The organism is Hymenobacter lapidiphilus (genome assembly GCF_013377885.1).
Classification (GTDB): Bacteria; Bacteroidota; Bacteroidia; order Cytophagales; family Hymenobacteraceae; genus Hymenobacter; species Hymenobacter lapidiphilus.
Genome location: NZ_JABKAU010000010.1, coordinates 60,753 through 75,166, shown reverse-complemented (window position 1 = coordinate 75,166; position 14,414 = coordinate 60,753). Strand labels below are relative to the sequence as shown.

The window sequence follows — 14,414 nt, the reverse complement described above, 5'->3', positions numbered from 1 at the left end:
TGTGAACATAGAGCTTGTGGCTTGAAGCTTACTCGCTTTCGCTCTGCTGGGTCTTCTTGCTATAGCGGGTGCGGAATTTCTCCACGCGGCCGGCGGTGTCAATAAACACGTTTTTGCCGGTGTAGAACGGATGCGACGCCGAGCTAACTTCCACCTTGATAACGGGGTAAGTCTTGCCGTCTTCCATGGTGATGGTCTCGTTGGAGCTCATCGTGGAGCGGGTCACGAACTTGAAGTCGCTGGAAGTGTCCTGGAATACCACTTCGCGATACTCGGGATGAATTTCTTTTTTCATGGTCGTAGGGCCGTTTGTACCTGAGTGCCTGCCGATTTTGCGGAAGGGATTGCAAAAGTACGCGTTAGGTCCGGATTTTAAAAACGTCCGCCGTTTTTTTCCTCGCACCAATCGAACAGGTACTTGGCACTATACCGCTTCCGGGCATGGCCGTGGTCGGCAAAGCCACTATTCCGGGCGCTGCCTCTGCCCCAGAGGCTCTGGCCCTCGCTGTGTTTTTACACGGAACCAAGTATGTTTGCGCGGCCCTCCGCTCTATCTACTACGCTTATCTTCTTTGCTATGAAACGCTTGCCCGCCCTATTAGGGCTTCTGCTACTGCTTTCCGGGCTGGCCTCGGGCTCGGGGCTGCTGCTTTTCCGCACCCAGGCCCTGCCGGGCGGAGTGCAGCTGGAGTGGGCCGCCGCCAACGCCCCCGGCGTTATCCGCTACGGCATCGACCGGCAGGACGGGCCGGCGGATGACTTCGACCATCTGACGAGCCTGACGGCCGGTTCCCAATCGCGCTACTCCTACTTCGACCGCCATACCCGACCCGTAGCGGCCGACGGCAGCGCGGTTACCTACCGTCTCACCGTACACACGGCCGCCGGCGCCCAGGCCTACCTCAGCTCGCCCCCCCCTGCTGCCAGCGCCCCGCTGGATAGCTGCTGGCACCTTATCAAGCAGATGTTTCGCTGAGTGCAGCAAAGCCGGCCCCGGGCCGGCTTTTTTATGGCCGATATTCGCGCCGCTTTCCGTTCACTTCAACTCCTACCCGCCATGCGCCTCTGCTTCGCCTCCAACAACGCCCATAAGCTCGACGAAATCAGGCCGCTGCTGCCGGCCACGGTGCAGCTGCTGAGCCTGGCCGATATTGGCTGCCACGAGGAGCTGCCAGAAACCCAGGATACGCTTGAGGGCAACGCCCGCCAGAAGGCCCAGTACGTGTGGGACCACTTCGGGGTGGCCTGCTTTGCCGACGACACGGGCCTGGAAGTGCCGGCGCTGGGCGGCGCGCCCGGTGTGTATTCGGCCCGCTATGCCGGCCCGCAGCGCCTGGCCGAAGATAACGTGGCCAAGCTATTGCACGAGTTGCGCAGCCACACCGACCGTACGGCCCGCTTCCGGACCGTAGTGGCCTTGGTACTGCCCAACGGCACCGTGCACGAATTTACCGGGGCCGTGGAGGGTCACATCAGCCCGGAACTGCACGGCAGCGGCGGCTTCGGCTACGACCCGGTATTTGTACCGGCCGAAGGAGACGGCCGCACCTTTGCCGAAATGCCGCTGGCCGAAAAGAACGCCCTCAGCCACCGCAGCCGCGCCGTTGCCGGGCTCGTGGCGTTTCTGGGGGAGAAGTAATCAGTAGAGGTAAGGGCAGCGAAGCGAGAAGCGGTACGCAGACTCGACGATAAAAAGAACGTCATTCTGAGCTTGCCGCAGAATCTTTACTGCTTCGTTGAGACGATGTTACGACGAAGCGGCAGAGATTCTTCGCGCTGCTCAGAATGATGTTCTTTTCTGATTTCTCTCTACCCACTTCTAATAATCACTACTTTTGCAGGGTTGGCCCTGCCGGTACGGGCCTCGCTTTTCCCTTATGCAACAACCTTTCATCGTCGGTATCACGGGTGGCAGCGCCTCGGGCAAAACCACGTTTCTGCGCCGGCTGCTGGCCTCCTTTCCCGAAGAGGATATTTGCCTGATTTCGCAGGACAACTATTACCACCCGCGCGAAAACCAGTTGGTCGATGCCCAGGGCGTCACCAACTTCGACCTGCCTACCTCCATCGACTCGGCGGCCTACGCGGCCGATGTACTGCGCATCAGCCAGGGCAAAGAGGTACGCCGGCCCGAGTACACCTTCAACAACCCCAATGTGGTGGCGGCCGAACTGGTGTTCCGACCCGCTCCCATTGTGGTAGTAGAGGGCATTTTCGTGTTCTACTTTGAAGCCGTGGCCCGCCTGCTCGACCTGAAGGTGTTCATCGATGCCCAGGAACACGTGAAGCTGCAACGCCGCATTATCCGCGACCGGGACGAGCGGGGATACGACCTGGAAGACGTGTTGTACCGCTACACCCACCACGTGGCCCCCACCTACGAGAAGTACATCAAGCCCTTCCAGCAGGACGCCGACCTGATTATTCCGAACAACCACCGCTTTGATAAGGGACTGGAGGTGCTGGTAGCCTACCTGCGCGGCAAAGTGGTAGCCAGCCGGGCCGAGTAGTCGGAACAGCCCTTTTTTACGAGCAGCCCCCGAAGTTTTCGGGGGCTTTTTCGTGGATTTGCGGCGGCAGCGGGCCGGGGCGTTGCAGCCGCGAGGGCAAAAACCTATATTTGTAGTTCTTACATCTGTTCCGTGCTGCTGCTCACCGCCTTTTTACCGCGTCTGCGCCTCGCCTTCCTCACCTTAACGGTGCTGATGGTGCTGGGCCTCAACCACCAATCGGTGGCTACGCTGCGGGTGCTGCCGGCAGCCGAAGCGCCGACCCGTGCCGCCGTTGCCAGCCGCACAGCCGTGGTAGAAGAGCGCGTGAACCTAGAGGCAACGCCCGTTTTGGTGGCCGAGTTGCCCGCCATTACCGATGCTTGGCTGCCCGCACCGCTGCTATTACCAACGAGGCCGCAATGGCCGGCCTCAGTTCACACGATTGTGCGCCCCTACCCCGGCCGGTCGTCGGTAGCCCTACTGCGGGCCCGACTGCTGCGCGTGGCCCTCTCGCCTCAGGCTCCTTAACTTCGGCAGGGGAGGAAACGCGGGCGCTGCCCCGGTTTACCAGAGCGCACGGCCGTGGCCTCAACTGAGGTAACATTTTATCTGTGCGTTCCTGGTTGCTTTCTTCCCCGTTTTCTGCCATCCGGCAACTGCCCTCCACAGTATCGGGCCGGGCCCCGGTTTTATTTTTCGCTTTCCAGAACCGTAGCCGACAGCTAACAACTGCCGGCTAACAGCTCAACAAAATCAATGCGTAATAAAGGACTCATCATCACGCTGACACTTATTCTGTCGGCGTTGTGCATTTACTTCCTCTCGCTAACGCTCGTCTCGCGGAGTGTACAGCGGGATGCCGAGCGCTACGCCATGAGTGGCGGCAAGATTGTAGAGAAACAGCGCCAGCACTACCTCGATTCGGTGTGGCGGGCGCCTGTATTCGGGCCGCTTACCTACAAAGAAGTGCGGCAGTCGGAGCTGGGCTTGGGCCTGGACCTGAACGGCGGCATGCACCTGACGCTGGAAGTGTCGCCGGTGGAAATTGTGCGGGCCATGAGCGGCAAGAGCAAGGACGCCAACTTCAACAAGGCCATGGCACAGGCGCAGGCGCAGCAGCGCAGCAACCCGGGCACGCCTTTCACTACGCTGTTTGCCCAGGCATTCCGCGAGGTGGCCCCCAACGACAAGCTGGCGCGCATCTTCGCCAACACCATCAACAAGGGCGCTATCGACATCAACTCGTCGGATGAGCAGGTTATCGGCGAAATCAACAAGCAGCTGGAGGACGCCATCGACCGTTCGTTCGACATCCTGCGCACCCGTATCGACAAGTTCGGCACCAGCCAGCCCAGCATTCAGCGCGTGAAAGGCACCGGCCGCATCCAGATTGAGCTACCCGGCGTGGATAACCCCGACCGTGTGCGCAAGCTCGTGCAGGGCCAGGCCAAGCTGGAATTCTGGGAAGTATGGCGCCAGGATGAGTTTGCACCCTACCTCAACCAGCTCAACCAGGTGCTGAGCGCCAAGGAAGCCCTGGCCACGCCGGCCGCGGCGGCCGCTACCACGGCTGCCGCTACTGCCGCCCCCGGCGACACCTCGGCCCTGGCTCGCCAGCTGGCCCAGAAAAACACCGCCGCCGCCCAGACTGATTCCGCTTCGCCCCAGAAAAACGTCCTCGGCAGCCTGTTCACCATGCCCGGCACTTTGGGTGCCAACATCCGCGACACGGCCCGCGTGAATGCCCTGCTGCGCAGCGCCGATACCCGCGCCGTACTGCCCTCCAACCTGTCGCTGATGTGGGGCGTGAAGCCCGACGTGATTGACGGTCAGGAGTACCTGCAGCTCTACGCCATCCGCAAGAGCCGCGACATGGAGGCCCCCATCGGTGGCGAGGTAGTAAGCGACGCCCGCGGCGACTTCAGCCAGCAGGGTGCCGGTGCCGAGGTGTCGATGCAGATGAATTCCAACGGCGCCCGCAAGTGGCAGCGCCTAACGGCCGCCAACATCGGCCGCCAGGTAGCCATTGTGCTCGACGATTACGTGTACTCGGCCCCCGTAGTACAGGCCGAAATTGCCGGCGGCAACTCCAGCATCTCGGGCAACTTCACCATCGAGGAAGCTCAGGACTTAGCCAGCGTACTGAAAGCTGGTAAGCTGCCCGCTCCTACCCGCATTGTGGAAGAAGCCGTGGTAGGCCCCTCGCTGGGCCAGGAAGCCACCAACCAGGGCCTGCTCTCCATCGTGGCCGGCCTCCTGATCATTATGGTGTTCATGGCCGCTTACTACGGTCGCGCCGGCCTTATCGCCGATGCCGTGCTGCTGTTCAACCTGTTCCTGATTATGGGCATTCTGGCCCAGTTCAGCTTCGCGCTTACACTGCCTGGCATTGCCGGTTTGCTGCTCGTTATTGCGGCTTCCGTGGATGCCAACGTGCTCATTTTCGAGCGTATCCGGGAGGAGATGGATCATGGCCTGATGACCAAAGATGCCATCAACAAAGGCTATTCCCGGGCTTTCTCGGCCATTTTCGATGCCAACGTTACCACGCTCATCATCGCCACCATCCTGTTCATTTTTGGTACGGGTCCGGTGCAGAACTTCGCCATCACGCTGCTCATTGGCGTGTTCACCTCCTTCCTGGCGGCCGTGTACATTTCGCGCCTGATTATCGAGTGGATGGTGAAGGATAAGGAAACGACTTCGCTGACGTTCAGTACCTTCCTGTCGCGCAACCTGTTCAAAAACATCAACTTCGACATCGTGGGCAAGCGCAAGCTGGCCTACGTGTTCTCGGCTGTCTTTATTCTGATCGGCTTCGGGCTGATGTATCTGCAGGGTGGCCCCAACCTGGGCGTTGACTTCCGCGGCGGCCGGGCCTACGTGGTAAGCTTCAGCAAACCTGTGGTGGCTTCCGACGCCCGCGACTACCTGGCCAAAAACAACTTCGCCGGGGCCGGCACCGAGGCCAAAACCTTCGGCACCGACAACCGCCTGCGCATCACAACCGGCTACCTGGCCGACGACGAGAGCGTGGAGGCCGACGACAAAGTAAAAACCGCGCTGCTGGCGGGCCTCAACGCCCAGTACAGTGCCCTCGACCCCAACATCGAAAGCACCGCCAAAGTAGGCGCTACCATTGCCGACGACATCAAGCGAACTTCGGTGTTGAGCCTGGGCCTGACGCTGCTGGCTATTTTCGTGTACGTGCTCTTCCGCTTCGAGAAGTGGCAGTACTCGATGGCCGCGGTAGTGGCCCTGTTCCACGATGCGCTCATCGTAATTGCCTCCTTCCCGATTGCGCGGGCGTTTGGCCTCAACTACGAGATGGACCAAGTGTTCGTGGCCGCTATCCTGACAACCATCGGCTTCTCGATGAACGATACCATCGTGATTTACGACCGAATCAGGGAATACCTGCAAGAAAACAAGCAGCTCACGTTTGCCCAGGTTGTAAATCCGGCCCTTAACAGCACGTTCTCGCGCACCATGATTACGTTCACCACCGTGTTTCTGGTGATGCTCGTACTCTACATCTTCGGTGGCGAAACCCTGCGCTCGTTCTCCTTCGCTATGTTGCTCGGCGTCGTGTTCGGCACCTATTCGTCGCTGTTCATCGCGGCCCCGCTGATTCTCGATACCTACGGCAAGAAGGAAACCGAGCGCATCAACGACGGCGGCGAAATCGGTGTTCCCAAACTCAGCAGCTCGCAAGCTTAATCAAGCACCCCTGTTGCAGCTTCGTTCTGTTTGCTTCTAAACAGAAAGAGCCCGGCCAACTGGTCGGGCTCTTTTGCTTTGCTGGGTAGTAGCGTGCTGCCGAAGCTATATATTAAGCCGTTGCACTAACCCGCTTTTTCCTGAAACAGAAAGAGCCCGACCAATTGGCCGGGCTCTTTTACTTTATATGAACAGACGCCTGCATACGCGGCATCTGCACCAGTTGGATCTAAACGGTGATGCCTTCGGCTACCACGCTTTGCACCTCGGGAACCATGCGCTTGAGCAGGTTTTCGATGCCCGACTTAAGCGTAACGGTGGCCGAGGGGCAGCCGGAGCACGAGCCCTGCAGGTTCACGGTTACAATGCCGTCGTTGAAGCTTTTGAACGTGATGTTACCACCGTCCTGCTCCACGGCGGGGCGCACGTAGTTATCAAGCAAGTCGATGATTTTCTGGCTGGTGGCCTGGTCGGCTTCCGAAGCATCGGCGGGCGTGGCGGCCGCCTGCTGGGCAGCCTTCTGCTCCGCGGCAGGGTCTACGGTGAAAATGGGGCCGCTGGCCTCGATGTACGACTTGAGGAAGGTGCGCAGCTCCGGAATCAGCTGAGCCCACTGGTGGTCGGTGCTCTTGGTGATGGTAACGAAGTTCTGGGCGATGAACACGCGGCCCACATAATCGAAATTGAACAGTTCCTGAGCCAACGGCGAATTAACGGCGGCTTCCAGGTTGGGGTAGTCCACGCTCACGCCATCAGCCAAAAGCTGGGCATTGAGCACGAATTTCATGGATTCAGGGTTGGGCGAAGCCTCGGCGTATATCGATACCGGGCCAGCAGGGGCAGTGAGTTGTTCAGCCATGTTTGAAAGACTTGGAGACAAGCGGAGAGAAAATCGGGCCGTTCTGGTCGGCCTCAGTACCATAAAACTGCACGAGGCAGCAATAGTTACAAAGGTAGCTTCTTTGCAGCTTCAAGTCATAAGCGGCAGGCTGATGTGCAGCGTCCGCTTGTAGCTTGCCGCCGAAAGCCTCTATCTATGCGCCGCCTGACTGCCGCTTTGTTTCGCCCTGTTGATATTGCCTGGCTGGTATATTTCCGGCTGGGTGCGGGCTTTCTGCTGGCGCTGGAGCACGGCGGGGCCATTCTGCTGGGGCGCGTGCGCAACTACACCGAGCCACAGTTTCACTTTCGCTACCTGGGCTGGGAGTGGTTGCCGCACCCGCCACCGGCCGGCATTTACGCGCTCTACGGGCTGGTGGTAGCCGCCGGGTTTGCTGTGGCCGCTGGCTGGCACTACCGCGTGGCTGCCGCCCTGCTAAGCCTGGGCTATGGAACCCTGCTGCTGCTCGAAGAAACCGAGTACATCAATCATTTCTACCTGTATGCGCTGGTAGCGGCCGTGCTGTTGGTGCTACCCGCCCACCGCGCTGCCTCGGCCGATGTGCGCGCCGGCCGCGTGGCCCGAGCCGCCACCACTCCAGCCTGGACGCGGTTGGTGCTGCTGTTTCAGATGGGGCTGGTGTACGCGTTGGCCGCCCTGGCCAAGCTTAATCCCGACTGGCTGGCGGCCCGGCCCCTCACGGTGTGGCTGGCAGCCAAGGCGAACTACCCGCTCATCGGCCCGCTGCTGAGCCACTCTGCCGCGGCCTGGGTGCTGAGCTATGGCGGCATTGCGTTTGATGCCTTGGTTGTGCCGCTGTTGCTGTGGCGGCGCAGTCGGCCCTGGGCTTTTGGGGTGGCTGTGCTGTTCCACCTCACCAACGTGGTGGTATTCGGGCTGGGCACTTTCCCGTGGTTTTCCATCCTATTAACCACCCTGTTTTTCGCCCCCGATTTTCCGCGCCGGCTGCCGGGCTTCGTGGGCCGCTGGTTCCGGGCGCGAGTGCCGCTACCCGCCGAGGCAGCCTCCGCGGCTCCTGCCGTTGTGCCCCCAAGGGCCCGCTGGGTGCTGGCGGGGCTAGGCCTGTTTGGACTAGTGCAGCTGCTGGTACCGTTGCGCCACTACCTCTACCCCGCCGATGTGCACTGGACCGAGGAAGGCCACCGTTTCAGCTGGCACCTGATGCTACGCAGCAAAACCGGTACGGCCATGTTTCAGGTAGTGCTGCCCGACGGGCGCGAAGAGTGGGTGCACCCACAGAACTACCTTACGTCCAACCAGGCCAACAAGCTCAAGGCCAGCCCCGACCTGCTGCTCCAATTTGCGCAGCTTCTGAGCCAGGATTTCCGCCGCCGGGGCCAGCCACCGGTAGCCATTTATTGCCATTCGAGCGTGAGCTTGAACGGCCACCCACCCCGACCACTCGTCAGCCCTACGCTGAATTTGCTGAGTGTACGCCGTACCCTGGCACCTTCCCCCTGGGTACTGCCCGGCCCGGTGGCCGATGCGCTTTAAACCTTGTTGGCCCGGGCCCGCAACAGCATATCGGCTAGCACGAGGCTGGTCATGGCATCCACGATGGGCACGGCGCGGGGTAGCACGCAGGGGTCGTGGCGGCCCCGGCCCGCCAGCTTTACGGCCTCGCCCTGGTCGTTGATGGTGGCCTGAGGCTGCAGAATGGTGGCCACAGGTTTGAAGGCGACCCGGAAGTACACGTCTTGGCCGTTGCTGATACCGCCTTGGATGCCGCCCGAATGGTTGGTGCGGGTGCGCACGCGCCCGGTGGCTTCATCCGTATAGAAGGAGTCGTTGTGTTCGGAGCCAAACAGCAGCGTACCGGCAAAGCCCGAGCCGTATTCGAACCCTTTCACGGCGTTGATGCCCAACATGGCCCGACCGAGCTCAGCATGCAGCTTATCAAACACCGGCTCGCCGAGGCCGGCGGGCAGGCCCTGCACCACGCCCGTTACCAGACCGCCCACCGTGTCGTGCCGGTCGCGCGTCTGGCGGATGAGGGCGGCCATACGCTCGGCTGTTTCGGGGTGCGGGCAGCGCACGAGGTTGGTGTCAATCAGGCCCAGATCCAACTGTTCGTAGCCCACCGGAACGGCTACCGCCCCCACCTGCGACACGTAGCTGTTCACTTTGATGTTGTGCTGGTTGAGCAGCTGCTGAGCCACAGCGCCAGCGGCTACGCGGGCGGCCGTTTCGCGGGCCGAGCTGCGGCCGCCGCCCCGGAAGTCGCGCCGGCCGTACTTCTGGTCGTAGGTGTAGTCGGCGTGCGAGGGGCGGTAGGCATGCTCGATGTGGGAGTAGTCGTGGCTGTGCTGGTCCTGGTTGCGGATGTAGAGGCTAATGGGCGTACCGGTGGTCTGGCCCCGGAAAATGCCCGACTGCACCTCCACCCGGTCGGCCTCGGCGCGGGGCGTCGTCAGGTCCGACTGTCCCGGCCGGCGCCGGTCCAGCGCCGCCTGGATCTGGGCATCCTCTACCGCCAGCCCCGCCGGGCAACCGTCAATTACCACCCCAATTCCCGGCCCGTGCGACTCGCCAAACGTGGTAATGCGAAACAGGGTGCCGAAAGTGTTCATAGGTGGTGAGGTAATGGATGAGTGACTTGGAGGACAAAAGTACGATTGTCATTCTGAGCTTGCGGAAGACCCTATTACCTCTAACCGAAGCTTCTTGTTCAACCCTAGCTAGCTCCTTCGTGAACTCAGAATGACCGACGCCTGCACCTACTCACTGCCGCGCCTGCCACCAGCCCCAGAGGGCGAAAATTACTAGTACACCAAGAAATAGGTTGGCGTAGCGGCGTACGTCGCGATAGATACTCCGGGGCTGGGGCGTCGTATCGGCGGCGGCCAGGGCCTGACGGTAAAACGGGTCGGTGGGCACAGCGCGCAGGGTGTTTTCGGTGCGCTCGGCCCCAGTCACTACGGGTCCCAGCTTTGGGCGCAGCGTATCGTAGCGGGCCGTGGCAGGATTGAAAACGATGAGCTGGAACAGCGTATCGAGGCGAACCAGACCGGGTTGACGGGCTACCAGCCGGAAGCGGAAGCTCTTGCGCCCTCCTACCCGACCGTTCTGGCGGGTCAGCGTCTGCTGCACTTCAGGTCCGTAAAGCTCCAGGCCAACGGGGGCCACGGGAGCAGGCAGGTTCGCGGTAGCCAGGTTGCCCTCGCCTTCGAGCGCAAACGTGTAGGCAAACGTCCGGCCGGTACGAAACGTGGTGCGGTCGAGAAACTCTTTCAGCTCGTAGTTGCCCACCGGCACCTGGTCGCGCAGGGGGTGGGGCGGCAACGGCACCACGGGCACCGTTAGCGGGGTCGAGCGGTAGGTTTTGTAACCTTCGAGTCGGTTGTCGAGGCCTTCGGCGGGCTTTTTGGCCACCTTGTACTTGCGCATTTTCAACTCGACGGCCGGAAACGCGAGCGGAGCAGCGTTAAGCGGATACAGCGCGGCTTCCCAGAGGCGGTAGCGCAGAAACGGCTGGCCACCTACCGTCACGCTTTCGGGCACCACCTCCTGCTCGTCGAAGCTTTCCTCCCACACCGTGCGCTGGCGTAGCTGCCGGATAATACCTGGCAGCTGGCCCGCAAAATCGTAGAAATCGAGTACGGCCTGGTCTTCGGGGCGCAGGTAGAAATACAAAGCCACATGCAGACCCTCTCCTACAAAAACCCGCTCTTTATCGGGGGTGAGGGTCAGAAAAGCCTGGTCGCGCGGCTCGGTATAGTCCTGCGGCCTGGGCTTGCCAAACAGTTGATCGAGCAGCCCCAGACCCTGTAGCGGGGCCGTGCCGCCGGGCACGGGCGGGGCGCTGGTCTGCTGGGGGCCTACTATCAGCTTGGCCCCCACCGATTCCAGACTCAGCCCGTTCACCTTCATGCTGAAGGGCTTGACTTCGTACTCACCTTCGGCAAAAGCGGCGTAGCGCTGCGTAATGGTCAGCTCCGTAAAGCTCTGACCGCCCACGATGCGCGTGGTAGTGGTGCTCGATTTGCCGCTTTTCTTGAAGCCCTCCAGATCGGGAAAGGCGGAGTAGCGTTCCAAAGGAGCACCGCGCAGCCGGAAGCTGATGGTGTAATACTCATTGAGCGGAAAAGCACCCGGCCCCAATTCAATATCGGCCGTGCCGGCTGGTACCGTTGGCTGCGCATGGGCACCAAAAGAGGGCAGCAGCAGCATCCAGCAAAACACAACCAGAACTAAACGCATGATGCCCAACTTCAGCGGGTGGGTTTCAAAGCTACGAAAAACTGCTTTGGGGCTACTGAGCCTACCAACGCCCGGCTACCGGACTGATCTTAGGGTTACCAATAGGGTTGGGCCAGAACAATTTGGATGCGTAGCCGTTCGCACTCCATAATGGAGTAGCACAAAATCCGCAACCCACTATTATAGTCGCGCACAAATTCAATACCAGCAATTTCTCACCATACTAAACTGATTATCAGACGCCTTTCATTGAGGCATTCTATTGAAAAATACCCCTTGCATTGAAAAAGGCATATTCTATCTATCAGCACATTACATATAATATGTTACAAAATTTCGGTTATTCTCAATCCACTGCTGAGTTGCAGTCGTAACTCTACCCAGCAACTACTCCACCGCTCTTTTCGGCAGAAGTTCCTGACTTGTAATTCTCTGCCCCAGGGCGTGCAGATTCAACTTGCCTTTTTTTCACCCAAACTATTTCTCTAATGTCCAACATCAAGCAAAATGCCAGCGAAGAGGCGGAATTCGCCAAGCCGCTGTACACGCCTATCAAGCGCCGCTCGTTCTTCATGTACGCCGGAGCTACGGCCGGAGCTACTGCTCTGCTGCTTTCGGGCTGTGACGACGACGATAACGAAATCGTTACGCCCAACGGCACCGTGAATTTGGGTTCGGGTGATGTAGGCGTGCTCAACTACGCATACGCTCTGGAGCAGCTCGAAGCTGCTTTCTATGCCCAGGTAAAGGCCACGCCCGCCGCCGACTTCTCGACTCTGGAAAAGGACTACTTCAACCAGGTAGCCGCACATGAAGCTATTCACCGCGACTTCTTCAAGGCGGCTATCAATCGCGACGCGCCAGGCCAGATCATCCCCGGCCTGACGCCTATCTTCACGTCCATCGACTTCACGAAGCGTGCTTCGGTATTGGCTACCGCCAAAACGTTCGAGGATTTGGGAGTAGCCGCTTATAATGGTGCAGGTAAATACCTGAAGACGCCGGCTTACTTGGTAATTGCCGGACAGATTGTATCGGTAGAAGCCCGTCACGCCGCTTATGTGCGCGACCTGATTTCCCCCGGCTCGTTTGCTGATGACAGCATCATCGACGCCAACGGCCTCGACAAGGCCATGGAGCCGGTCGATGTGGTAACGGCGGCTCAGAGCTTCATCAAAGAGAAGCTCGACGCTTCGAGAGTCGGTAAGTAATTCCTCCTTCCTTTTAACGAGCCATCATCATGAACATACTTCGCATAATTGAGCAACTGTCGGAAGTAGACGCCGACGTACTGGGCCGCTTCGACTCCCGTCGGGCAGTATTCAAAAGCCTTGGCAACACTGCCAAAATGGGTGCCTTGGCCGCCGCCCCAGTTTTCGTATCCTCGCTGTTTTCGAAGGCCTATGGCCAGACGACGACTCCCAGTGTTGTTGAAGTCCTCAACTACGCCCTGACCCTGGAGCTGTTGGAAGAGGATTACTACAAGAAGATGACTGCCGCCGGCAGAGTACCCGCTGGTGTCGCCGCCGGAGCCATTGCTACTATCCTGAAGCACGAAACTGCTCACGTTAAGCTGCTGTCTGATACCATCAGAGCGCTGAACGGCACGCCCGTGACGAACGTAAAATTTAAGACTTCGGCTTTCCCAGCCGACTATCCTACTCAGTTGGTAGTAGCCCAGGCATTGGAAGACACCGGTGTACGGGCCTACAAAGGTCAGGCTGGTAACTTGTTAGGCAAAATGGCCGGTACGACCAGTTTGCTCCAGGTTGCCCTCCAGATTCACTCGGTAGAAGCTCGTCACGCAGCTCATATCCGTACCATGCGCATGCAGGCTCCTTGGATTCCTGCTTCCGACTCGAACTTGCCTGCTCCACTGGGTCCGGTATACACCGGTACTATCCGTGAGGATAACGTTATCCAATCGAACGTTAACATCACCAGCCAGCTCGGCACGCCTTACTCGGCCAATGATGCGGCGGCTTCGTTCGACGAAATTCTGACCATGGCCGAAGTACTCGACGCCTCGCGCGCTGGTGGTTTCGTACAAGGATAAGCTGCTACAGCTTTTTTGCTTTCCCAATAAAAACAGGCTGTTCCGTAAGGAGCAGCCTGTTTTCATTTGACAGGACGCCCGCATAGCGTGGCAATTGTACCAGAGCAGGGAGTTGGGCAGACTCAAGCAGGCTAAACGGCGCGGTGCAGGTGCCAGGCCCGCTGCCCGCTGCGCTGGCCTGACAACCTTCCGGCCGGTATCGGTATCGTGGCGGTAGAGCATCCGGGTTCAATGAAGTACCTTTACCTTCCGGGACTTGGCAACCTGCGTTGGGTTGTTGCTTGTCGGATTTATTTTCGCGTATGGCTGATTTGGCAGACACTTCTTTTTCGGGCCGGGCCCTGCGCCGGCGCACTTTTCTACGGGTAGCCGGTGCTACGGCTGCTTCCTCGGCGCTGGTACTGGCCGGCTGCGGCAACGACGACGACGACCCAACGCCAGGGCCGGATGGCGGTACCGGCACACTGGTCTTTGCGGCCAACGACACGGGCATTCTCAACCTGACCTATCTGGTTGCCCAGATACAGGCGTCGCTTTACCAAAAGGTCGTTACAGCGCCCCCGTCCGATTTTACGGCCGCCGATACGGCTGCTTTCGTGGATATGCGCGACCACGAGGTTATTTACCGCGAGTTCTACAAGTCGGTGCTCGGTACGTCAGTCTACGATAACGGCCTGACGACGGCGCTGGAATTCAACTTCACGACCTATACCCTCACCACGCGCAAGGGTGCGTATGAGGCTGCCCGCACCCTCGAAGACTTGGCGGTGGGCGCCTACAACGGCCTGGGCCGGCGCCTGGCAAACAGTAGCTACCTGCGTCTGCTGCTCAAAATCACCTCCGTAAAGGCGCGCCACGCAGCTTTTGTACGCGACCAGGCCGAGCCCAACTCCTTTGCCGGGCCCGATGTGATAACGCCTACCGGCAACCAGGCCGGACTCGACACCATAAAAACGCCCGCCGAAGTGGCCAAGCTGCTCGCCCCGCTGGTACCTGTAGTACTGGTGGCCGACAACCTGATGACGCTTTAAGCTCCGCTTTTTCT

13 protein-coding genes are annotated in these 14,414 nt (G+C 59.8%); 9 read left to right on the top strand and 4 right to left on the bottom strand.

The features are described from left to right. Nucleotides 1–28: 28 nt before the first annotated feature. A complete protein-coding gene (locus tag HW554_RS07390; RefSeq protein WP_116942295.1) occupies nt 29–295 on the bottom strand; it encodes a type B 50S ribosomal protein L31 in 267 nt (88 codons plus the stop codon). Nucleotides 296–577: 282 nt separating this feature from the next. Between HW554_RS07390 and HW554_RS07385 the strand changes: the two genes are divergently transcribed. The 5 genes from HW554_RS07385 (at nt 578) to secDF (ending at nt 6,212) form a co-directional block, all read left to right on the top strand. Then, nucleotides 578–976 (top strand): hypothetical protein, encoded by a 399-nt coding sequence (locus HW554_RS07385; RefSeq protein WP_176907941.1) that lies wholly within the window; start codon nt 578–580, stop codon nt 974–976. 81 nt (nt 977–1,057) lie between these two features. Next, entirely contained in the window at nt 1,058–1,639 is a 582-nt protein-coding gene (gene rdgB, locus HW554_RS07380) for an RdgB/HAM1 family non-canonical purine NTP pyrophosphatase (protein WP_176907997.1), read from the top strand. A gap of 238 nt (nt 1,640–1,877) precedes the next feature. Continuing rightward, entirely contained in the window at nt 1,878–2,510 is a 633-nt protein-coding gene (locus HW554_RS07375; RefSeq protein WP_176907940.1) for a uridine kinase family protein, read from the top strand. 132 nt (nt 2,511–2,642) lie between these two features. Continuing rightward, nucleotides 2,643–3,020, top strand: a complete 378-nt coding sequence (locus tag HW554_RS07370) for a hypothetical protein (protein ID WP_176907939.1) — start codon at nt 2,643–2,645, stop codon at nt 3,018–3,020. Between the two features lie 228 nt (nt 3,021–3,248). Further along, nucleotides 3,249–6,212: a protein translocase subunit SecDF gene (gene secDF / locus HW554_RS07365; protein ID WP_176907938.1), complete on the top strand. Its 2,964-nt coding sequence runs from the start codon at nt 3,249–3,251 to the stop codon at nt 6,210–6,212. 229 nt (nt 6,213–6,441) lie between these two features. Here secDF and HW554_RS07360 read toward each other — a convergent pair whose 3' ends face one another. After that, nucleotides 6,442–7,071 (bottom strand): NifU family protein, encoded by a 630-nt coding sequence (locus HW554_RS07360; RefSeq protein ID WP_176907937.1) that lies wholly within the window; start codon nt 7,069–7,071, stop codon nt 6,442–6,444. 177 nt (nt 7,072–7,248) lie between these two features. Between HW554_RS07360 and HW554_RS07355 the strand changes: the two genes are divergently transcribed. After that, complete coding sequence (locus HW554_RS07355) at nt 7,249–8,607, top strand: HTTM domain-containing protein (protein WP_176907936.1); 1,359 nt, start codon at nt 7,249–7,251, stop codon at nt 8,605–8,607. Here the strand turns inward: HW554_RS07355 and aroC are convergent. Together aroC and HW554_RS07345 are read right to left on the bottom strand one after the other, a co-directional pair. Beyond that, nucleotides 8,604–9,683, bottom strand: a complete 1,080-nt coding sequence (gene aroC, locus HW554_RS07350; RefSeq protein WP_176907935.1) for a chorismate synthase — start codon at nt 9,681–9,683, stop codon at nt 8,604–8,606. The genes HW554_RS07355 and aroC overlap by 4 nt on opposite strands. A 151-nt stretch (nt 9,684–9,834) precedes the next feature. Further along, nucleotides 9,835–11,313 (bottom strand): BatD family protein, encoded by a 1,479-nt coding sequence (locus HW554_RS07345; protein ID WP_176907934.1) that lies wholly within the window; start codon nt 11,311–11,313, stop codon nt 9,835–9,837. 488 nt (nt 11,314–11,801) lie between these two features. Between HW554_RS07345 and HW554_RS07340 the strand changes: the two genes are divergently transcribed. The 3 genes from HW554_RS07340 to HW554_RS07330 all read left to right on the top strand — a co-directional run bounded on the left by HW554_RS07340 (nt 11,802) and on the right by HW554_RS07330 (nt 14,400). Beyond that, on the top strand, nt 11,802–12,524 hold the full coding sequence (locus tag HW554_RS07340) for a ferritin-like domain-containing protein (protein ID WP_176907933.1): 723 nt from the start codon (nt 11,802–11,804) through the stop codon (nt 12,522–12,524). A gap of 29 nt (nt 12,525–12,553) precedes the next feature. Continuing rightward, complete coding sequence (locus HW554_RS07335) at nt 12,554–13,369, top strand: ferritin-like domain-containing protein (RefSeq protein ID WP_176907932.1); 816 nt, start codon at nt 12,554–12,556, stop codon at nt 13,367–13,369. Nucleotides 13,370–13,671: 302 nt separating this feature from the next. Then, nucleotides 13,672–14,400, top strand: coding sequence for a ferritin-like domain-containing protein (locus tag HW554_RS07330; RefSeq protein WP_176907931.1), 729 nt, complete (start codon nt 13,672–13,674; stop codon nt 14,398–14,400). Nucleotides 14,401–14,414: the final 14 nt, after the last annotated feature.

Bases quoted from the DNA above. Each gene is read 5' to 3' on its own strand.
- HW554_RS07390 (WP_116942295.1), bottom strand. From the start codon at position 295: ATGAAAAAAGAAATTCATCCCGAGTATCGCGAAGTGGTATTCCAGGAC.
- HW554_RS07385 (WP_176907941.1), top strand. From the start codon at position 578: ATGAAACGCTTGCCCGCCCTATTAGGGCTTCTGCTACTGCTTTCCGGG.
- rdgB (WP_176907997.1), top strand. From the start codon at position 1,058: ATGCGCCTCTGCTTCGCCTCCAACAACGCCCATAAGCTCGACGAAATC.
- HW554_RS07375 (WP_176907940.1), top strand. From the start codon at position 1,878: ATGCAACAACCTTTCATCGTCGGTATCACGGGTGGCAGCGCCTCGGGC.
- secDF (WP_176907938.1), top strand. From the start codon at position 3,249: ATGCGTAATAAAGGACTCATCATCACGCTGACACTTATTCTGTCGGCG.
- HW554_RS07360 (WP_176907937.1), bottom strand. From the start codon at position 7,071: ATGGCTGAACAACTCACTGCCCCTGCTGGCCCGGTATCGATATACGCC.
- HW554_RS07355 (WP_176907936.1), top strand. From the start codon at position 7,249: ATGCGCCGCCTGACTGCCGCTTTGTTTCGCCCTGTTGATATTGCCTGG.
- aroC (WP_176907935.1), bottom strand. From the start codon at position 9,683: ATGAACACTTTCGGCACCCTGTTTCGCATTACCACGTTTGGCGAGTCG.
- HW554_RS07345 (WP_176907934.1), bottom strand. From the start codon at position 11,313: ATGCGTTTAGTTCTGGTTGTGTTTTGCTGGATGCTGCTGCTGCCCTCT.
- HW554_RS07340 (WP_176907933.1), top strand. From the start codon at position 11,802: ATGTCCAACATCAAGCAAAATGCCAGCGAAGAGGCGGAATTCGCCAAG.
- HW554_RS07335 (WP_176907932.1), top strand. From the start codon at position 12,554: ATGAACATACTTCGCATAATTGAGCAACTGTCGGAAGTAGACGCCGAC.
- HW554_RS07330 (WP_176907931.1), top strand. From the start codon at position 13,672: ATGGCTGATTTGGCAGACACTTCTTTTTCGGGCCGGGCCCTGCGCCGG.